This is a genomic window from Clostridium collagenovorans DSM 3089, from assembly GCF_900130005.1.
Lineage (GTDB): Bacteria > Bacillota > Clostridia > Clostridiales > Clostridiaceae > Clostridium_D > Clostridium_D collagenovorans.
Genome location: NZ_FQXP01000007.1, coordinates 82,072 through 103,147, shown reverse-complemented (window position 1 = coordinate 103,147; position 21,076 = coordinate 82,072). Strand labels below are relative to the sequence as shown.

Sequence of the window (21,076 nt, the reverse complement as noted above, 5' to 3'; positions counted from 1 at the left end):
ATTTAGGGGATTAGTTAATGTAATTCAGTGTTTTAATAAATAGGATTTAGTTGATATAAAGTAAAAAAGAGTTCTTGGCACCTGATTAGTAAGGATTAAATTCTAAGTTTTAAAAAGAAATACTTCTCTTATGACAGGCAGTAAAAATGAATCTGTTTGTCATGGGAGGAGTGTTTTCTATGATAAATTTAAATGTTAACAAGACACTATAAGTCAATATGTAAAAATGATGTAGAAAATTTTATAAATATCTATAATATATACATATTGCAATATATAGATTATAAAGGAAAATGATAAAATATGATTTAAATTCATAATATAAGCATTTATTTATTATATAAATTTAATATATATTTAATTTAACGAAAAATAAAAAAATGTTTAGTATTTTCAAAAAAAGATTGATGATAATGTTGACTTAGCAACTTTATCTTGTGTATCATAGGTTAGATTGGATTAAAGGGGATATTTAAAAACATAAAAATAAGTTTATATACATAAATAAATATTTTCAGGGAAATTTATATTTATATATATTTTTTTCAATAATGTTTCTTCATCATAGTTAGGATTAATTATTATTAAAGAAAGTTAGTTTTATATTAAGTTGTGGATTCTTAGTTGAAAGTTATATAAGAGATATTTATAAAATTCATGTTAAGTTATTTATAGGAATAATAGTTTATATGTTTTGCAAAATATTTAAGACTTTATTCAAATAAAACTAAGGAGTAAGGAAGGAGATACTATGAAAAAATTATTAGCTTTATTGACAGTATTAGTATTAAGTATGTCAATGCTAGTTGGTTGTGGTGGAGATAAAAAAGCTGCTCAGAACGAAGAACTAGTTGTATACTTTGTACCATCAAGAAACCCAGAGGAGATTAAGACTGCAACAGCTCCACTAGCTGAAATGCTAAAAGAGGAATTAAAGAAACAAGGATATGAATTCAAAAACGTAAAGGTTGAGGTTGGTACTAGTTTCGAAGCTGTTGGAGAAGCATTATCTGCTGGTACAGCACATGTAGGGTTTATTCCTGGTGGAACTTATGTATTATATGATGACGGTGTAGACGTTGCATTAACTGCTACTCGTGATGGTTTAAATCATGATTCTGACAATGCAAAGGATTGGAACAGTGAGCCAACTAAGGCTACAGAAGATCAAGTAACTTACTATCGTTCATTAGTAATTGCTGGTCCATCTGCAAAAGGTAAAGAATTAGGCGATAAAATAAATAAAGGTGAAAAATTAACTAAAGAAGATGTAGAAAGTGCAACTTGGGGAATTTCAAGTAACACAACTTCACCTGCTGGATACATTTATCCAAGTTTATGGTTACAAGAAAACTTCGGTATGTCTATAACTGACTTACCAAATAAAGTAGCATTAGACAACTATGCAACTGCTTTATCTCAATTAGCAAGTGGTCAAATCGATGTAATGGTAACTTATGCTGATGCACGTCGTGACTATGAAAAAGATTGGACTTCAACTTTTGGTAGAAAAGAATCTGTATGGGATGAAACTAACGTTATAGGTGTAACTGATAAAGTTTACAATGATACAATATCAGTTACTAAAGATAAGAAATTAATGACTCCTGAATTAAAAGATGCTATACAAAAATCATTCATGAATATAGCTGGAACTGAAGAAGGAAAGAAAATAATTTCAATATATAGCCATAATGGATACCAATTAGGTGAAGACAAAAACTACGATGCTGAAAGAAAAGCTCAAGAGTTAATTAAATCTATGCAAAAATAGATTTTAAGGGTATAAAGATAGCTACTGTATAGTTAGGTGTAACTGTGCAGTAGCTTCATTTTTAAAGTCAACGGGGACAAGTTATATTGAGTAAAATCATAGAGTTTTATTAAATATACTAAGTTGATTGATATAAGTTAAGATGGGGTAAGGTATAAATAGAAACTTTAAGTAAGAGTGTAAAGCTTGATTAAATGTATGCAATTAATTAAGACAGGCTGTAGTGGGATACGCTTGAAATAATAATATTAAATAAATTAATAGAGCTTTAGTACATAAGTGGTTTAATAAGGATAAATCACAATGGGGTGAGCTAGAATAGCAAGGTTAAGTTAAACATAGAGTTTTCTTTAGTGAGTGGAATTAATTAGGATGGCTACAATGGGGTAAGCTTAAATATCAATATTGAATATGGTGCGTCAATGGGGACAAGCTACATGAATTAATTAATATAGAGTTATTATTAAGGAATAAAATTAAATGAAACTATACTTGGTACATTAATTATATATAGTCTAATAAAGAGCCTTCATTGTATTTAGAGGGGACATTAATTGTAGAATAAATACAATTATTATTAGGAAGGTAGAGTATTAATTAGAATTTTATAGATAATAATGAACAATTTCTTTAAAAAGAGAAATGTTAAAAGAGAAAGAAGTGAAATTCATAGAGGAGCAGTTTATAGGGGATATAAAAGTTGTTTTCTATAAATTTCACTTTAATCCAATAGAAATAAAGAAATTGTACATTAAGGTTATAATGAAATATTTTTCTTAAAGGTTTTTAAAGAGTTTTGTTGAATTCACTAAGGTTAAGTGAATTTAGATTCAAAAAAGGAAATTGCTATGAAAAGTAAGTTATATCATAGAATAAGCTTAAACTATATTAGTTACATAAGTCTAAGCAAATTGGAATAATTATCAGCTTGATTTACTTTTTATAATCGATAAAATGATATTGTAGACAAAAACGAATGAGGGGGAATACCTTTGATAAAATTTGATAAAGTAAATAAGGTTTATCCAAACGGCTTACATGCGCTTAAGAATATATCTTTAGAAATAGAACAAGGTGAATTTGTTGCAATAATAGGATTATCTGGAGCAGGAAAATCTACATTGCTTAGAACTATAAATAGAATGCACGATATAACAGAAGGTAGTTTAACAGTAAATGGACAAGAAGTTAATCGTTTAAATGGAAAAGATTTACGTAAATTCAGACGTAAGATAGGAATGGTTTTCCAATCATTTAACTTAGTTACAAGAACTTCAGTTATAAAGAATGTATTAACATCAAGGGTGCCAGATATGCCGTTATGGAAAGCTATAATAGGCTTATATTCTAAAGAAGATAAGATTAAAGCATTAGAAGCTTTAGATAAGGTTGGAATTTTGGACAAGGCTTATATAAGAGCAGATCAACTTTCAGGAGGACAACAACAACGTGTTGCTTTAGCTAGAACTATAGCACAAAATCCTGAAATAATACTTGCTGACGAGCCAGTTGCAGCATTAGACCCTGTAACAGCATCTCAAGTTATGGATGATTTTAAGAAGATTAATGAAGAGCTTAATATATCAGTTCTTATCAATATACACCATGTAGATTTAGCATTAAAATATGCTGATAGAGTAATAGGAATTAAAGCAGGAGAAATAGTTTATGACGGTCCATCTAGCGAAGTAAATGATGACGTACTAACACAAATATATGGTAGAGAATTAGCTGCTGATGAAGTAATGGGGGCTTAATTATGATGAAGTCTATAAAGAATATCTTCATACCAGAAAAAATTGAGTTAAGTAACGGAAAGAGTGTACAAGCGCCAAGGTCTGTAGTTCCTTATGTGATAATAGGATTAGTTGTTGCAATTGCAATAGCTGTTAATGTAACAGGATTTAATATGAGTACCATAATAAATAGAGGAAATCAGTTCTTTGTAATATTAAAGAATATGTTTCCACCAGATTTTAGCTTTGCAAAGAATGTATTGCCAGCATTAATTGAGACTATAAAGATGTCTTTACTAGGTTCAATGATAGGAAGTGCTTTAGCAATACCTTTTGCTATATTATCATCTGTAAACATAATGAAGTCTAAGGTAGTTTTAGTAATAGTTAGAATAGCACAAAGTATATTAAGAACATTACCAACTCTAATAATAGCCTTAGTTGCAACTTATGTATTTGGTTTAGGAACTTTTGCGGGAACAGTTGCAATAAGTATCTTTACCTTTGGATTAGTAGTGAAAATGTTATATGAGAAAATCGAAACTGTAGATATGGGACCTTTTGAAGCAATGGAGGCAGTTGGAGCAACGAAGCTTAAAGCCTTTATAGGTGCAATAATGCCTCAGATTTTACCATCATATTTTTCAATATGTTTATACAGCTTAGAAATAAATGTGCGTTATGCTGCTATATTAGGATATGTAGGTGCTGGAGGTATTGGACTTATATTAAATGAGAAGATCGGTTGGAGAGAGTATGACAAGGTTGGAATGATACTTGTTATGCTATTCATAACTGTAGTAATCATTGAAAATATAAGTAAATACTTAAGGGAAAGGTTAGGGTAATATGAATTTAACAGTGAAAGAACAATTACAAAAAGAACCGAATCTGTGGATAAATAAGGCCTTAACAGTATTATTTATAGGTGCAATAGTAGTATGGGCCTCAAATACAATAGTCTTTAATGGAGTTAAGGAAAATGGATTAGATATAGCTAAGAATGTAATATCAGGTATATTACATCCAGATAAAGCAATGTTATTTGACTTTAAGCAAGGTGTTCCATACTTATTATTAGAAACAGTTTGTATAGCTTTACTTGGAACTATTATAGGTACAATATTAGCAATACCATTATCATTTATGGCATCAAGCAATATAGTACCAAAATGGGTAAGTACAATATCACTGTTTATAATAGCAGCTATAAGAACATTCCCTTCCTTTGTATATGGATTAATGTTCATACGTGTAACTGGACCAGGACCTTTTGCAGGGGTACTGACATTAGCACTAACTTCTATAGGTATGGTTTCAAAATTATACATTGAAGCAATTGAGGATTTAGATAAAAAGATTCTAGAATCCTTAGATGCGGCGGGATGTACCACATTCCAAAAGATAAGATACGGTATTTTACCACAGTTATTTACAAACTTTATATCAACGGCGATATACAGATTTGAAATAAATATAAAGGATGCATCAACACTTGGTTTAGTAGGAGCTGGGGGAATAGGTGCTCCATTAATATTCGCTATGAACTCTTTTAACTGGGATGAGGTAGGAGCGATATTATGTGGGTTAGTTTTACTTGTACTAATAGTAGAAGTTCTTTCTACTAAAGTAAGAAACAAATTAGCAAGAGGCTAACCATAAATAGAGAACATGTTTCATAATAAGGACAACTTATTGTGAACATGTTCTTTTTTTATATTAAGGATTAATAGAATAAGTGTTATCTATTTAATAAAGAATATTAGTATTGAATTAAGGAAAATACGCAAATACAGAAGATAGAAATAAAAAAACTATAAAAAGTATATAAAGAATTAAATATAATAGAGGTAATATTGATTATACATGACTAGTTTAAAATTTAAGAAAATCGTTATCTGAATTTTTATAAGCAATCTTATTCTTAAGAAGCAGTGTGCTAAGGTACAGAATAGGGATAACTATATACTGAATTTATAATTTTGTAGAAATCATAAGGTTAACAGCTGTTCATTAAAATATTGACAAATAAACATTAATATGTATAATGATTAATATATTGGTATAAAAATCACGGTAGTAAAAAGGATTAAAACTATAATAAAATATAACTTATCAAAAATATTTTAAGGTATGGATAAAAATATGTATTATAGCTTTAATAGCAAAATATCTATAAATGACAATTCGATAGTTACTAATAAATAAAATTAGTATAGATTTTTATCATATCATATAATTTTACTGTGAATTCTCATGTGAAAATGACATCAGAAAGTATTTTAAATGAATAATAAAATTAAATAGATGTGTATATCAATTATTTAAAGCTATTTAAGTAAAATTAGATTGTATTTTTATATATCAATTATAAGATTTAATTTATTGATTATAAAAATTATACTATAAAAAAAACAATCTTATAATATGATTGAATAAAATCGATATATTAAATTATATTTATTATATATGGTTTGTTGATATTAAATAGTAAGCACCTTTAAATGTAGTAATAATATGAGTCTATATCCTTAAGCTATAAAGCATATTTTATAATAAAGATGTATAAAAGAACAATTATTCTCCAAATACAGTTATATATAGTGTCAATTTTATATTTTGCTAAAATATAAAAATTAAATTTCCAATTTAAAACTTAAAAAAAGAATTTTCATAAATATAGAATAAATAATTAACTAGGTGTAAAAACGCAGGATTAAGGGATATAAAATTAGAAATATTAAATCTGTAATTCTTGTAATTAAATTATTTTATTAAGAATACAAATTTCGTAGATATAAAAATATAATGAAAAATAAGTTTGATGTTAAACTTTACACATTTATTTAAGGGTTTGTTAGTAGTTGCTATAAACTTAATAAGAATAACAACTTATACAAATACAGTTATTTACTTAAATTACATAATTACAAAAAATATATTGACAAAAAAAACTAAATATGTATAATTTATACTATGAAGGGGGTGAAAAATATGGAGAACAATGAAGTTTTAGAAGTTGTGGAAATAGAAGAACTTTTAAGTACTGATGAGTTAATAGCAGAAGGATTACCTGGAGCATCAGGAAGCTGTAGATCATCTGGGCATTAGGAGTTAAATATTTAGTAAAATTTTTTATTGAAGATTTAAGAGCGGAGGTGATAAATATGGAAAACAATGAAGTTTTGGAAGTTGTAGAAATAGAGGAACTTTTAAGTACTGATGAGTTAATAGCAGAAGGATTACCTGGAGCATCAGGAAGCTGTAGAGCATCTGGGCATTAGGAGCTAATTACTTAATAAAGAATGCTATAACAATTTTAGTTATAGCGTTTTTTATATAGGGGGTGATCAATTTGAAATATAAGCATTCACATTATAATATAGAATTCAAAGTGGATGATAAAAAATATATCTATAATCCATATAAGGGAATATTTAAATTGAAAGATGAATTATATTATGCATATAATAACTTGGAAAATGCTAGTGATAAAGAAAAAAAGATCTTACTTGATAAAAAGTTAATAGTTGATTCTAAAATAAGTGAATATGGAAGAGTGAAACTTATTAGAGATATATCTAGATTGAATGAAAAACAGCTTTTTTTAAGCATAGCCCCTACATTTTCATGTAACTTTTTATGTGAATATTGTTTTGTTAAAAAGAGTAATATGCTAATGAATGAAGATGTTGAAAAAGAAATAGTTGATTTTGTTGAAAAAAGATTAAAAGAAGGGTTGAAAATTTTAAGAATTACTTGGTTAGGGGGAGAACCATTATTAAATATGGAAAGTATAAAGAGGTTATCAATAAAATTTATAACCTTGTGTGATAAGTATGAGTGTGATTATTCAGCTTTTATTATTACAAATGGGTCTCTTTTAACAACGGAGTATATTAAGATATTTAAAACTTTAAATATAAATGGAATTCAAATTACTATAGATGGTTCAGAAGTATCTCATAACTTGCTAAGACCAATGAAAAAAGAAAATAGTTACAAAAAGATAATGAAAAATCTCTTGAGCATAGAAGACTTGAAATTTAATTTGAGAATAAACATATCAAAGGAAAATTTAGAAGATGTTAATGAGTTAATTAAGTATATATCTAACACAAATATAAAAGGGAAAATTTTGGATACTCATATAAGTCCTATTTACAGTACTGACTATATGAATGAAGAGACAAGGGAGAAGTGCCTGAATAATTATGAATTTGCTAAAATGGAAATTAATTTAATTAAAGAAATTTTAGTCAGCGGAATAGCAAAGAAATTTGATTTGTTACCTATGATCGTAGGAAGCTCTAAGGAGGTATTTTGGAGTTTCAGTATAGATCCAGAGGGTAATGTATATAAAGATGAATACTATTTAGGAAATAAAGAATACCGTATAGGCAAGTTGAAGGATATATCAGTTAATCATATGACTAATAACAGAATTGCTATGGAGTGTTTGAACAATAATCCTATAGATAACTCAAAATGTGAAAAATGCAATGTATTGCCTCTATGTATGGGTGGAAATATACAACACTTTTATGAGAGCACACATAATTCTTGTAGTTCAATTAGATATAATATTGAAGAAAAGTTAAAATTATATGTTGATAGGATGGATATATAAAATGAATAGTATTATAACTTGGAATGAAGACGTTAAAACGGAGGAAAGTGAAAAATTAAAGTTAATTTTTGAAAAAAGTTTTCCTAAAAAAATAAGGAAGGATAGGGAGGCTAGAGAATTTGTTATTAGTACTATAAGTAAATCATGTAATTATAATTATGATGATGTTGATACTCCAATATGGGTAGGATATAAATTAACGAATAGATGTAACTTAAACTGCATACATTGTTGGGCGAATAATAGAAATTATGAACCTTCCACAGAAGATGTAATGATAGCTATTGATAAATTTAAAGAGGAGGGTATTTCATTTATAGGATTATCTGGTGGAGAGGTGTTTCTACGAAAAGATATCTTTGAAATACTGAAATATATAAAGGAAAAAGGAATGTTCATTGAGATTTTTACTAACTTAACTTTATTAGATGAGTGTAAAATTAAAAAATTGACTCAAATACTTGATGAAAAAAATGATATTATTCAAGTGAGTTTAGATGGATCTAATTCAAGTATATATAAGGCACAAAGAAAAATGGATTATTTTGACATTATTAAAGAAAATATTTTAAGATTAAAAAGTAATGGATTACAAGTGAGAATAAGTTATGTTGCTACTCATGAAAACGTACATGATTTATATAATACATATAAGATTATTTGTGATATGGGAGCAGATGGATTTAGTGTAAGTCCAGTATATCCAAAAAACAAAGGAAAGGATATATTTCATATGCTAGATATGGATTTATATTATGATGAAATATATAAATGTTTAACTGCAAATAGAGACACTGAATTAACTTATTTTTTACAAATAGATTTTTTTGAAAAAATTTACTCTATGGTTAAGAAAATAAATATTCCGATAAAATCGCCATATATAATTTCTTCAGGATTTTTATCTGTATATATTGATGCTAATGGATGTGTATATCCAGAATTCCAGTTGGACTATGAAGAACTATGTTATGGGAATATATATAAGGATTCGTGGAATGTGATAAAAGATAACATAATTAGATTGAAGCCAGTTGTTAATTTCAGAACTTTGGATAATACAAAATGTGGCGAATGTAAGTTTTTATCTATATGTTTAAATCATAGTTATGAATTTGCGTATCAAAAACATAAAAGTATGAATTTTCCAAATCCAAACTGTAGTATTCTAGGAGGAAGGTATTGTGGGTAAATATTTAAATTATATTATAAACAATGGTATAGAAGCAGAGTCAAATAAACTTAATAAAAAAATGAAATTAGAAAATTTACTATATGTATTAAGTATAAGAAGTAAAATACGTTTAGATTCTCCAACGATAGTAGGATTAGATATAACATCAAAGTGTAATTTAAAATGTAAGCATTGCTTTATCGGGAATAGATCTTTAGAAAATGAGTTAAATACTGATGAGATTATGAGATTCTTAAAGAAAATAAAACAAATGGGTACGTATCAAGTTTATATAATGGGCGGTGAACCATTTTGTAGAAAAGACATGGTAGAAATAATAAAATATATAAAAAAACTAGGAATGACTATATCTATTAATACAAATGCACTGTTAATTAGTGAAGAAGATTGTAAAGAACTTTCAAGTATATTAGATCCTGAATGTGATTGGATTCAGGTAAGTTTAGATGGTGCAAAGCCTGAGACACATGATTATATACGAAATAAGCAAGTATTTAACACAGTAATAAATAAAATAAAAATGCTTACTGAGAATAATATTAGTGTTAGAGTAAACACTGTTGTTACTAAAGTAAATCTAAATGAACTTAAAGATATATATAATCTTTGTTATAAATTGGGTGTGAAAAGATTGAATTATAATCCTTTATATCCATTTAAGGGAGATGAATATAAGTTAAGTGTTCCATCAGATAAAGAATATATAAAAGCATTTGAGGAGGTGTTAGAATTTCATGAATCTTTAAGCAAACCTGTATTTATACAACAAGATCCTATCTGTATACCATATAAAGTAAGTGAATTTGAAGAGAGTATGAGACGTGATATAGATAAGCTACCTATAATGAATTGTAGAGCAGGAATATATTCATTTGAAATGGATCCAATAGGCAATGTTTATCCATGTACATTTATGCATAATGATGATTTTTTTGCAGGAAATATAAGAGAAACGGATATTGAAGAAATTTGGAAAGACGATAGTAGATGGACGACAATTTTAAGCAGAAATTACAATAATACAGTGTGTGGAGATTGTGAATTTATAGATAAATGTAAGGGTGGATGTATGGCAGCGGCTCATGATTATTATGGAGATATAAATAATAATGATCCAAGATGTAATTTGGGAAACTAAGGGATTAATAAAAAAAATTGAGGTGATAAATATGGAAATAAAATTAAATAAGAATATTGTTTACAGGTATGAGTCCAAGCTATTTGGTGGAAAGACATTTATATTTAATATAAATGACCAAAAAATCCTTTTATCAGATATTCTAGCTTTTGATATTTTAAGATTAATTGAAAATGAAGCAAGATCAGTTGAAGAAATAATATGCACTATGAATGAAAAATATAAGAGGGATATAAGTGATAAAATTAGAGTGTTTATCTCAAAGATGTGCTCTAATCAAATTTTAATTCAAAATTAGTAGATAATATAAATAAACTCAACTTTATGTTAAATATGAAAGGATAATTTAATTATGCTACTTATAGAAAATATAGTAAAACAATTTAAAAAGAAAAATTCAGTAGTAACAGCTATTGATAATGTTAATTTGAAAATTAATAATGGTGAGATTATATGTATTTTAGGTCATAATGGAGCTGGAAAAACAACATTAATGAAGTGTATAGGTGGATTGATTACTCCAACGTCAGGAAGTATAATGCTTAATTCTAAAGATATAATCAAAGACAAGAGTATTCCTAAAAAGAGTGTAGGTGCAGTTTTAGAGGGCTCTAGGAATATTTATTATTATTTAAGTGCTAAGGATAATTTAAAATATTTTGGATTATTAAATAATTTATCAAATGAGGTTATAAAAAGTAGAACAGATAAGTATTTGAAACTTTTTGACTTAACTGATAGACAAAATGATGCTGTTAAAGAGTTCTCTAGAGGTATGCAGCAGAAAGTTGCTATAATGGTAGCACTAATGAAAGATCCTGATATTTTATTATTAGATGAGCCTACACTAGGTTTAGATATACCTTCTTCAAATGTTGTGAAAAATATAATAGAGGAACTTGCGATAAACAGCAAAAAAACTATAATAATTACGACACATGATATAAGTCTAATAGAAGGTCTTAATTCTAGAGTTGTATTTATGAAGAAGGGAAAAATAATCAAGGATGATAAGTTAGAGAATCTAAAGAATTTTATACAAGAGGATAATTCCTATGAGATAGTATTGAAAAGTGATGATATTAAAAAAATAACTAATAACAATAAGTGTGAAGTTATAAATATTGAGGATAATATAGCTACTGTAAAAACTAAAGATTTGAGTTGGTTATCAGAGAGTTTAAATAAGAACGAAGTTATAAGTATAAATAAAGTCAAAACAGAATTCGATTTTATTTACAATGAAATAGTTGGAGATGTGAATAATGATAAATAAGTTTAGGCTTTTAAGTGCAGAAGTATTAAAAATAATAGGTGATGCTAAAGCATATTGGTTTAATTTGATTTTTGGAAACTTGAACATATTTTTCTTGTTTTTAGGTATTTTTTATGGGTTTCATGACTCATCATTTAGTAGCAAAGATCTTTTTACAATGCTTTTAAGTTTGATGATATGGTATTATGGTGTACATGCTATAGATCTGATTGCTTTAATTATTGAGGAAGAAAAAGAAGAAGGTACATTAGAACAGATATTTATGACACAAACTAACTTCACAATTGTTTTAATGAATAGAATTATAGCTCAAATAATATTTGATACAATAAAGGGTATACTTGTATTTTCATTATGTGTAATTACATTTAAAATACCAATTGATTTTATAGTTGCTGTAAATTGGTGGTGGACGCTACTAATCTTCTTTACTACTTTGATTGGATTATATGGTATTGGTTATATGGTGGCTGGGTTTGCTTTGCTTTATAAAAGGGTATCATCAGTAGCTGGTGCATTTTCAAATATATTATTGTTTTTTACAGGTATAATAATAGAAGTAGAACGTTTACCTATAATATTTCAATATTTATCAAAATTATTACCACTACATTGGGGTATGAATGTACTTCAAGTGTTAGTTAATAATAATTTTAATATGAGTATAGTTATTAAAGATTATAATTTCCCGATTTTAATAGCAAATGTAACTATTTGGATTATTATAGGGTTGAGTATATTTACTGCTATGAAGAAAAAAGCATTAAATCAAGGCACTATAAATCAATATTAGGTGATTTTATGAAGAATTATAAAGAAATATATAATATAATACAAGATATTGATACAAAGAACTACTTATCAGCGAGACACCAAAAAAGAACTACCAGAGGTATTGAGTATGATGGAAAGAAATTTATTTGTTTTAATAGAAATATATGCGGTATAGGAATTGAAGCTATTTCTAATAAAAATCAAATAGTATTTGCACATACATCTTCTTTAGAAAGCAAAAAAATAATAGGTTTATGTAAGTCACTTGACTTTTTACTTTCTAAAGATATTAGTTGTATGAAAATTGAAGGGTTATTTAATTTTCGTATTAATTCAAAAATAAGACAAGTTGAACATTTTAGTAAGAATAACGATGAGTTAAATGTAAATAAATATAGGTCAGAGCTTAAGGACATTAATGAATACTTACAAGAAATATTTGAATCCTCAAGCGTGAAAAATTGTTTTCTACTCGGATATGATACATGGTTTCTTTGTAATAATCGAAAGGGATATACGCAATATGATCACCACTATAGTTCATTTACTAGTTATGTTACGACTAATATAAAAGATACTACATTTGTATTTCAAGTAAGTATTTCGGGGAAAAACAAGGAAATTATTACTCAAAGTCAATTGATAGATAAATTTATATTAAAGAGTAAAAGATTAAAAATGATTAGACAAAGTAAACTGGATAATAACGTAATGAATATTCCTACTAATACAAAAGTTATACTTGACAATGAATCATTTGATATAATTATACATGAGTTAATTGGACATGGGAGTGAGGGAGATTTCTTATTTGAAAAAGAATTAAACAGTGAGATATCTAAGAACTTGACAATAAGTGATACTGGAAATATTGATGATTGGGGTTATCAACCATTTGATACACATGGTAATTTGAGAAAAAAAGTAGACTTGATTAAAAATGGGAATTGCGAAAATTTCTTAAATGGTCTATATACTAATGGAATTCAAGATAATGGCTTTTTTACTGATAGGATAGAAACATATAAGGATTTGCCATTACCTAGGATTACGAATATTTCATGTAATAATAAAAATCAAGTAGAATATTTTAAGGAAGATTCTAAGAATGAAATTATTAATTTAAGAGATATCTTATATGATAACAATTATATAAGTAAAAATGAAGAATTATTATTCTTGTTTGGTGCTAAAAGTGGAAAGTTCAATAGAAAAACAAAGATTTGCGAGATAATTCCTGAATTAATATGTGTATTAAGAGATAATGAAATAACGATTTTCCCACAAAAGAAAATATATTTAAATTCTAAAAATTTACTTAGTAGCTGTTTAGTATCTATTGGAATGTCAAATAATAAATCGCACTATGTATGTAAAAAGAAAAACCAATCTTTGAAGGTGGGAGCTATAAATCATAATTATTCACTGTTTAATAAGCTAGAACTGATAAGTAAGAATGGCGGTTAAATGAGGTATATGATGGAATGTTTATTAATAAAAAAACATATAGATATAGTATTTGAAAAACTTAAAAAAAAATATGATATTATAAAATGGTCTGTAGAATTTTCAAGTAGGGTATATGTTAGGTATAATAGTCATAATAATTTAATAAATTATCCCTGTGAAATAGGTGAAGAATATGGTATAGAAATAAGGTATGTAAGAAGAGAAGAGTTTTATAATATTAACATTAGTAGGAGCGATATTGAGGATCTAGAAAATATATTACTCAATAAATTAGATGATAACGAAAATAGATTTAATTTTATAAGCTTAGGATACTATGAAATAAATGAATATAATTATCTTGAATTTATAGATTATAAGAATAAAATTTGTGAAAAGATTTTTGAATATTATGATATTTTAAGAAGAGATAGTTCATTAAGTGAATTTAATATAAAGTTACAAGCAATAAATACTATTACTTTAAATGAAAGAAATAAGATTACAGAGAAATTCTCAATAGAAGAAAATATAGATGTTGTAAATAAAAGCAATATAAATTTGGCTATTAAAAAAAATAGCACTATAAATATTATGGAGTTTTTAAACGTTTTATATAGTTATAATAATTTTAATGAAAAAGGATATAATTTAGAGAATGAAAGCGTCATAGTAATTCCCTATAGGTTCTTGAATGAAATTATTGAATTGATTAAGAAAAAGTGTAGGAATTTAGAGAGAGAAAAATGTAAATGTATTTCTCAAATTGATATGAAGCAATTTATAAATTTTGAACATATAAGTTGTGAGTACATTGCTAAAGAATATAAAAAATATATATATTTAAATAACATAGAAAATATAAAAAATATAAATACTTCTACTGGAGAGTGTATTCTTATTTGTAGAAATGTATTTTACTTTGATGGAAATACAAGGCCCCAAATTATTAACTTTTATATAAAAGGAAATATTTTTGATATACTATCTAGTGGTGCAATTAGCCAATCTTCATGTTTATCAAGATTAGGAGAGTATGAATTCGTTTTCCGACATTCTATAAATTATATATAACTATGAGGTGATTAAATGATAAAATTCACAAATACAATTAAAGCAGAATTTTTAAATTTACTTGGTGAATTAAAAGCTTATTATATAGATTATATTTTTCACAATTTTAATATATTTATGTTGTTTTTAGGGTTGTTTTATGGCATGAATAAGGATATGAGTAGTCCTGATGAGATTGTATTTTTTATAGTTGGCTTAATAGTGTGGTGGTATGCGACCATTTCTATACAGTCAGTTTCTATAATTGTTCAATCAGAGGCTAGACAAGGTACATTAGAACAAATATTTATGACAAAAACAGATATGAGTGTATTAATTTTATGTAGATTGATTGCAAATTATTTATTTGAAACATTACAAATGATTTTTGTTGTGTCATTATGCATAATATCTTTTGGTTTAACTAGTTCATTTCAGTGGGGTATAAGCTTTATAAATATAATTATCAATATATTGGTATGTTTAATAGGGTTAAGCGGAATGGGATATTTTGTTGCAGGTTTAGCGATAATTTATAAAAAAGTAGATGCAATTGCTAGAGCTACATCTAATTTAATTCTTTTTTTCTCAGGATTAATAATACCGCTTAGCGCTATACCAAATATGTTCCATATTTTTGCTAAGTTATTTCCTTTTTATTGGTCAATGGAGTCTATTAAAAATTCAACTTATAATTCACTTAGTATATTGGGATTAGGAACTAGTGAATTTGCATGGCTATTTGGTATATCAGTTTTTTGGATGTTAGTAGGTATAATGAGTTTTAAAACTAGTATAGCTACAGCATTAAAGAAGGGAAGTATCTCTCATTATTAGAGGTTAAGTTAGTTATAAGAGTTATTAATATATATTTAGCTTTATTCAATATACATAACTTTTAATTATCTAATCCTTTATTAATGGTTTTATAAATGAGAAAAGTATATTTTATTAGTTAAACTTAAAAATTAAATAGTCTTGTAAGATTTCCACCTCTTATTTAGAGGTGGTTTACTATTTTTTGCAAATTTAAAAAGAAAGTTAAAATGAATAAACAAAAAGGTACCTAAAAGAAAAATGTGTTTTGTATTTAATAGTGATTAGAAAAACACTAAAAAACTACATTGCATTAATGATGAAACTAAGGATTAAGAATTAAAAAGGGTACCAAATATTGTGTACCTAATAAGGAAAGAACAAAGGATGATTTTAAAATAAGGTTGAATATAAAACAAAAAAGGTACCCAAAAAGAACAGTTACTTTGTATTTAATAATGATTATAGAAAAAGCACAAATAAAAAATTACAAGCACAATAAAATTGCAAGAAATTAACAATGAATCAAATAAGACAAAGGGTACCTTAGAAAAAAAATATAGTTATATAGTTAAGAAATCTTAATTAAACTAAGTAGGTTATACTGTGAAAGCAAGATAAAACTATGTTTATATAGTGAAAGAACAAAAGATAATCATACTTTATGCAAAGAAATTAGTTTATAAAGGCTTATGAAGCATGAAATTCATATGGTAAACATTTTTATTATATGGTGATTAAGAATAAAGAAGGTTAGTGCTAAGTAAAAAACTTAATTAAGTTTAAAATAAATTTGTGTTTGAAACTAAGGAAAAACTAATTAAATAAATTATAAATTTAGTTATGGAGGAATGAAATATGAAATCAACATTAATAGCTTTAATAATTGCGGTAGTAGGGGCAACAGGGGCAGTTACAGTAGCAGCAAGTCCAAGTGTGCAAGAAAAGATAGCTTTAGAACAAAAGCTTGATAAGATAGAGGATAAAATAGAAGATCAATTAGAAGCTAAGTATGGCAAGGATTGGGAAGATAAATTAGAAGCTCAATATGGAGATGACTGGGATGATGCACTAGAAGCAAAATACGGTGATGACTTTGATGATATGTTAGAGGATGAGTTAGAAAAAATCTACGGAGAGGACTTTGATGACAAAGAGGATGTAGATGATAATGATGACATTGATGAAGTGGATGATAAAGATGATGTAGAAGATTCGGATGACGAAAATGATATAGATGACCATGATGATAAGAATGATGTAGATCATGATGCAGATGATATGGATGATGTAAATGATAGTGACGACGAGGACAATGATGACCTTGCGCATAGATTATTTAACATGATAGGATTTAATATATAGGGAAGTATATATTGATGAGAAAATTAAGTTCTTGCATTATGCTGAGAGTTAAATTTAGTTAAAAGAATTATACGAGGAAAGTCGAGGATGGTAAAGGTATGTTTTCTAATTACAGCAATAATCCTATAAGTGAAAAAAAACTAAATAGCATCATAGAGGATTATATGCCTTTAATTATAAAGACAATTAGTTCCATTACCGGGAAATATGTGTCTATAGAAAATGATGAGGAGTTTTCTGTAGGATTAATGGCTTTTGTAGAAGCTATGGAAAAGTATGAGGAGAGCAAGGGTGCATTTCCATCCTTTGCAAAACTGGTCATATCAAGTAGAATAAAAACTTATTTAATTAAAGAAAACAAAAGAAGCAGAGAAACATCTATGGAAGAACTAATGAATTCAGGAATTGAATTAAGTAGTGAGTATAGTAATCCAATAGAGGATAAGGAAGAGCTAAAGACTGAAATAAGCAAATTTAAGGTTGAATTGAGTGAATTTGGGTTAAGCCTTGAAGACTTAGTGCAGGAAGCTCCAAAGCATGAAGACACGAGAAGAAATGCTATAAATATATCTGAAAAGGTAAGTAAAGATGAACCACTGACTACATTCATATTCGGAAAAAAGAGACTTCCTATAAAGCAAATTTCACTAAAATATACAGTTACAGAAAAGATTTTAAAGCGAAGTAAGAAATTTATATTATCTCTTGTTATAATATTTTTTAGAAACTATAGAAATATTAGATTATGGATAAAGTCATAAGAATATAAGTACTAGCTTAAGATTACTTGTATTTAAGGGGCATCCATAGTTAACTATATAAGTAGTAGCTATTTGAATAATAGATATTCTAATAAAGAATCTGTATTTTTTATATATAAGATTCATTATAGAATAAATTAAATGATTAATATGAAGGTAGAATACTAATTAGAACTTATATATTTAAACAAAGATAACAAATAAAGCTTTCAATAGAATATGAGAGGTTGGGAATAAGATAGAAGAAAGTAGAGGTGGTGGATTTGTTTAAGGGTATAGTAATGGAATTAAAAAAGGACTATGCCATAATCATGAAAAGTGATGGAACTATGGTTAGAGTAAATATTAAACCAGGGCTTACAATAGGTGATGCTATAGTGTTTCTTCAAGAGGATATCTATGATAATCAAGTTATAGATACTAAAAAAAGAGGGAAACTGCTAATACCTTTAGTTGCAGCTGCTATGATAACAATATTTTTCTTAACGCCAATAGTTAGTAATTTGGGAATAAGTCATAAAGCATATGCTATGTTGACCTTAGATATAAATCCAAGTTTAGAAATAGAAGTAGATAAGAATAAAAAAGTTCTTAAGGCATCAGGCTTAAATAAGGATGGGGAAGATTTAAATCTACAAAGACTAGAGGGAATGAATATAGAAGATGCTATGCATGAAATAAAAAATAATATAGATGAAAGCACTACAATAACAAATAAGGAATCCTTATTAGTAGGTTTTGCATTCTTAGAACAAGATGATAGCAACTTTGAAAAGGAAATACAGGATACTATAAAAAATAACTTTAATACCTTTGATATTGTATATTTAAAGAGAAATAAGGAAGATGCAGAAAAGGCTAAAGCTAAAGGTATCAGTTTAGGAAGATATGGTGCGGAAGTAGAAATAGATGATGATACTTTAGAAGATGCAATAGAGAAAATGAGCATCCCAGAGTTAAATGCTTTATTAAAGAAATACTCATCAGGAACTCATTGGGACCCGGAGGTACTTGAAGAAATACAAGATGAATTAAAGGATAAACAAGAAGAGTTAGAGGATAAAAAAGAGAAGGAAAAAGAGGAATTAAAGGAAAAGGAAGAAAAAGAAGCAGAGCGTAAAGAGGAAGAGAAAGATAAAAAAGATCACTCTGAGGATGATACAGATAATGATAAAGACTCTGATGACTCCGATAATGAAGTAGATGATTAAAGTATAATAAAAGGAGCTAGATATTAGTAATTTCTAATACTTAGCTCCTTTTATATATCTATTTTAAGACTTGAAATTGTATATTCATATATACTTTAATAAGTAATATTAATATATACTTTAATAATCAATATTCACGCTATATATTAAATAGAAGATTAAAATAGATGTACAATATTAATTACAACTTATATATTACAGTAAGGTATTTATCCTTATCTACAACCACATTGCTATTGTTTCTGAAGTAGTTTATTATTACTTCAGGCATTTCAACTACTATTTCTTTTACTATTTTGCAGTCGCCATAAAATTCGTAGCCACCTGCTCCACTAGCTCTGTAGTTATTCATAACAAGTTTAAGACTATCCTTAGAGCTAAGTTCCTTATCATTGTAGATTATGGAAGTAACTCTATTGCCTACTTCCTTATTTAAGTCAAAGGTATAATAAATCTTTGAGAAGTAGTCGTAGTTATAATGCTCAACCTTAGGCTTTAAGAATAGGTCAGAGATGCATATGTTACCATCCTTAAAGTCAAAGTAGCTAGCACAACGCTCTAAAGCTAACTTTAAAATATCATAGGTTACTTCAAGGATTATTAAGGTGTTAGGATACATGTATGTAGACATAATATCTCTAACTGTAACATTTGAATCAAAGCCTTTTATTGAATTAGCAAAAGATGTACAGGCTATATCTGCTCCACTTTCTTCTAACTCTATTTGATTTATGAAATTAGCTAAATGAGAACCATTTATAGCCATTTCTAAATGTGACTTAGGATGAAGAGGAGTATCTAAAAAGCCTACTGGAGTATCAAGCCATTTTTGAACATCTTCTTCAAGTGGTAAAAACTTTTCATACATTTCTTTATTAGGATTAAGTTCAACAGGAACTAAAGTAGAACTTATATCACATACCTTACCTTCTTCAAAACTTAAATTAAGTTCTAAAAACTTAGAGCCATTATGCGGAGTCTGAGCTATGTAAGTTCCATGAAGATATTCCCCGGGAATTTCCATGTGTTGGTGACCAGTAAGAAGAATATCAAAGTCAAAATCCTTAGAGATTTTATAAGCTATGTTTTCCTTAGTTGTGCTTAATTGTTTGTGAGAGCTTAAATCGTATTCGAAGCCTCCATGATACATACCAATTACTATGTCACAGTCCTTTTTAATCTTATCAAAATTTTCTTTTATAGAACTTAAGGTATCAGTTATTTCAAAATCACTTATATTTTCTGCTCTTTCCCATAGGTTAATAAAGTCAGTTGTAAAACCAATAACCCCAACTTTTAAGCCATTACCTAGAGTTTTAATATCATAAGGTAAGATATTAATTTTATTAGTTTTATCTATAACATTTGTACATAGACATTTACCTTGTAGATTGTTAATATACTTCTTAAGATAATCATATCCATAGTTAAAGTCGTGATTTCCAAAGGTAACATAATCATAGCCACCCTTATTCATAATCTCAGCAATAGGATGCACATCAAAATGTGAATTGCTAAGATAATTTGTAAAAGGAGAACCTTGAATAGTATCACCACAATCTATAATAATTGTATTTTCATCCTTCTTAAATTGGTTAATTATATTTAATAGTCCGATGCTTTTAGCTTCAGTATTTACATAGTCTGTTGGATAAACATATCCATGCAAATCTGAAGTAAAATAAATCTTCAAATTCTTCATTAATTAGTTTTAGTGGTAGAGTGCCTAAATAAAAAACCCCCACTAAATCCTCCTTTCGTATTATGTCACTATATAGTTTTTTCATTAAGTACAAAACATTATACCATATAAATTTAATTCCTAGTTTAAGGTATAACTTTAATTTGAATTTAGGAGAAAAAGAAGGGACTATTACACTAAGAATAAACTTCATGTT

The 21,076-nt window shown here is 27.1% G+C and carries 17 protein-coding genes; 16 read left to right on the top strand and 1 reads right to left on the bottom strand.

All coding sequences use genetic code 11. The features are described from left to right. The first annotated feature begins 751 nt into the window (after positions 1-751). The 16 genes from BUA48_RS09975 to BUA48_RS09900 all read left to right on the top strand — a co-directional run bounded on the left by BUA48_RS09975 (position 752) and on the right by BUA48_RS09900 (position 19,178). Complete coding sequence (locus BUA48_RS09975; protein WP_072831915.1) at positions 752-1,774, top strand: phosphate/phosphite/phosphonate ABC transporter substrate-binding protein; 1,023 nt, start codon at positions 752-754, stop codon at positions 1,772-1,774. A gap of 992 nt (positions 1,775-2,766) precedes the next feature. Further along, on the top strand, positions 2,767-3,531 hold the full coding sequence (phnC, locus tag BUA48_RS09970) for a phosphonate ABC transporter ATP-binding protein (RefSeq protein WP_072831914.1): 765 nt from the start codon (positions 2,767-2,769) through the stop codon (positions 3,529-3,531). A gap of 2 nt (positions 3,532-3,533) precedes the next feature. Next, entirely contained in the window at positions 3,534-4,358 is an 825-nt protein-coding gene (gene phnE, locus BUA48_RS09965; RefSeq protein WP_423231111.1) for a phosphonate ABC transporter, permease protein PhnE, read from the top strand. Position 4,359: 1 nt separating this feature from the next. Continuing rightward, positions 4,360-5,166 (top strand): phosphonate ABC transporter, permease protein PhnE, encoded by an 807-nt coding sequence (gene phnE, locus BUA48_RS09960; RefSeq protein WP_072831913.1) that lies wholly within the window; start codon positions 4,360-4,362, stop codon positions 5,164-5,166. A gap of 1,699 nt (positions 5,167-6,865) precedes the next feature. Next, complete coding sequence (locus BUA48_RS09955; RefSeq protein WP_072831912.1) at positions 6,866-8,140, top strand: radical SAM/SPASM domain-containing protein; 1,275 nt, start codon at positions 6,866-6,868, stop codon at positions 8,138-8,140. Between the two features lies 1 nt (position 8,141). Then, a complete protein-coding gene (locus BUA48_RS09950) occupies positions 8,142-9,332 on the top strand; it encodes a radical SAM/SPASM domain-containing protein (protein WP_072831911.1) in 1,191 nt (396 codons plus the stop codon). Further along, complete coding sequence (locus BUA48_RS09945; protein WP_072831910.1) at positions 9,325-10,473, top strand: radical SAM/SPASM domain-containing protein; 1,149 nt, start codon at positions 9,325-9,327, stop codon at positions 10,471-10,473. Before BUA48_RS09950 ends, BUA48_RS09945 begins: the two co-directional genes overlap by 8 nt. A 31-nt stretch (positions 10,474-10,504) precedes the next feature. Next, positions 10,505-10,771 (top strand): hypothetical protein, encoded by a 267-nt coding sequence (locus BUA48_RS09940; RefSeq protein WP_143147705.1) that lies wholly within the window; start codon positions 10,505-10,507, stop codon positions 10,769-10,771. Between the two features lie 54 nt (positions 10,772-10,825). Then, positions 10,826-11,749, top strand: a complete 924-nt coding sequence (locus tag BUA48_RS09935; protein WP_072831908.1) for an ABC transporter ATP-binding protein — start codon at positions 10,826-10,828, stop codon at positions 11,747-11,749. Further along, positions 11,739-12,542 carry an ABC transporter permease gene (locus BUA48_RS09930; protein WP_072831907.1) on the top strand — a complete coding sequence of 268 codons (804 nt, stop codon included), beginning with the start codon at positions 11,739-11,741 and terminating at the stop codon, positions 12,540-12,542. Before BUA48_RS09935 ends, BUA48_RS09930 begins: the two co-directional genes overlap by 11 nt. 8 nt (positions 12,543-12,550) lie before the next feature. Further along, a complete protein-coding gene (locus BUA48_RS09925; protein ID WP_072831906.1) occupies positions 12,551-13,990 on the top strand; it encodes a metallopeptidase TldD-related protein in 1,440 nt (479 codons plus the stop codon). After that, positions 13,991-15,046, top strand: a complete 1,056-nt coding sequence (locus BUA48_RS09920; RefSeq protein ID WP_143147704.1) for a hypothetical protein — start codon at positions 13,991-13,993, stop codon at positions 15,044-15,046. It begins immediately after the preceding gene. 15 nt (positions 15,047-15,061) lie between these two features. Beyond that, complete coding sequence (locus BUA48_RS09915; protein ID WP_072831904.1) at positions 15,062-15,862, top strand: ABC transporter permease; 801 nt, start codon at positions 15,062-15,064, stop codon at positions 15,860-15,862. 837 nt (positions 15,863-16,699) lie between these two features. Further along, entirely contained in the window at positions 16,700-17,206 is a 507-nt protein-coding gene (locus BUA48_RS09910; protein WP_072831903.1) for a hypothetical protein, read from the top strand. Between the two features lie 98 nt (positions 17,207-17,304). Continuing rightward, positions 17,305-17,967 (top strand): sigma factor, encoded by a 663-nt coding sequence (locus tag BUA48_RS09905; protein WP_072831902.1) that lies wholly within the window; start codon positions 17,305-17,307, stop codon positions 17,965-17,967. 263 nt (positions 17,968-18,230) lie between these two features. Continuing rightward, complete coding sequence (locus tag BUA48_RS09900) at positions 18,231-19,178, top strand: anti-sigma factor domain-containing protein (protein ID WP_072831901.1); 948 nt, start codon at positions 18,231-18,233, stop codon at positions 19,176-19,178. Positions 19,179-19,359: 181 nt separating this feature from the next. Here the strand turns inward: BUA48_RS09900 and BUA48_RS09895 are convergent, their stop codons facing one another. Continuing rightward, entirely contained in the window at positions 19,360-20,880 is a 1,521-nt protein-coding gene (locus BUA48_RS09895; protein WP_072831900.1) for a bifunctional metallophosphatase/5'-nucleotidase, read from the bottom strand. Positions 20,881-21,076: the final 196 nt, after the last annotated feature.

What these genes read in the sequence shown, in the direction of transcription:
- BUA48_RS09975 (WP_072831915.1), top strand. Translation starts at nt 752, where the DNA reads ATGAAAAAATTATTAGCTTTATTGACAGTATTAGTATTAAGTATGTCA.
- phnE (WP_423231111.1), top strand. Translation starts at nt 3,534, where the DNA reads ATGATGAAGTCTATAAAGAATATCTTCATACCAGAAAAAATTGAGTTA.
- phnE (WP_072831913.1), top strand. Translation starts at nt 4,360, where the DNA reads ATGAATTTAACAGTGAAAGAACAATTACAAAAAGAACCGAATCTGTGG.
- BUA48_RS09950 (WP_072831911.1), top strand. Translation starts at nt 8,142, where the DNA reads ATGAATAGTATTATAACTTGGAATGAAGACGTTAAAACGGAGGAAAGT.
- BUA48_RS09940 (WP_143147705.1), top strand. Translation starts at nt 10,505, where the DNA reads ATGGAAATAAAATTAAATAAGAATATTGTTTACAGGTATGAGTCCAAG.
- BUA48_RS09935 (WP_072831908.1), top strand. Translation starts at nt 10,826, where the DNA reads ATGCTACTTATAGAAAATATAGTAAAACAATTTAAAAAGAAAAATTCA.
- BUA48_RS09930 (WP_072831907.1), top strand. Translation starts at nt 11,739, where the DNA reads ATGATAAATAAGTTTAGGCTTTTAAGTGCAGAAGTATTAAAAATAATA.
- BUA48_RS09925 (WP_072831906.1), top strand. Translation starts at nt 12,551, where the DNA reads ATGAAGAATTATAAAGAAATATATAATATAATACAAGATATTGATACA.
- BUA48_RS09920 (WP_143147704.1), top strand. Translation starts at nt 13,991, where the DNA reads ATGAGGTATATGATGGAATGTTTATTAATAAAAAAACATATAGATATA.
- BUA48_RS09915 (WP_072831904.1), top strand. Translation starts at nt 15,062, where the DNA reads ATGATAAAATTCACAAATACAATTAAAGCAGAATTTTTAAATTTACTT.
- BUA48_RS09910 (WP_072831903.1), top strand. Translation starts at nt 16,700, where the DNA reads ATGAAATCAACATTAATAGCTTTAATAATTGCGGTAGTAGGGGCAACA.
- BUA48_RS09905 (WP_072831902.1), top strand. Translation starts at nt 17,305, where the DNA reads ATGTTTTCTAATTACAGCAATAATCCTATAAGTGAAAAAAAACTAAAT.
- BUA48_RS09895 (WP_072831900.1), bottom strand. Translation starts at nt 20,880, where the DNA reads ATGAAGAATTTGAAGATTTATTTTACTTCAGATTTGCATGGATATGTT.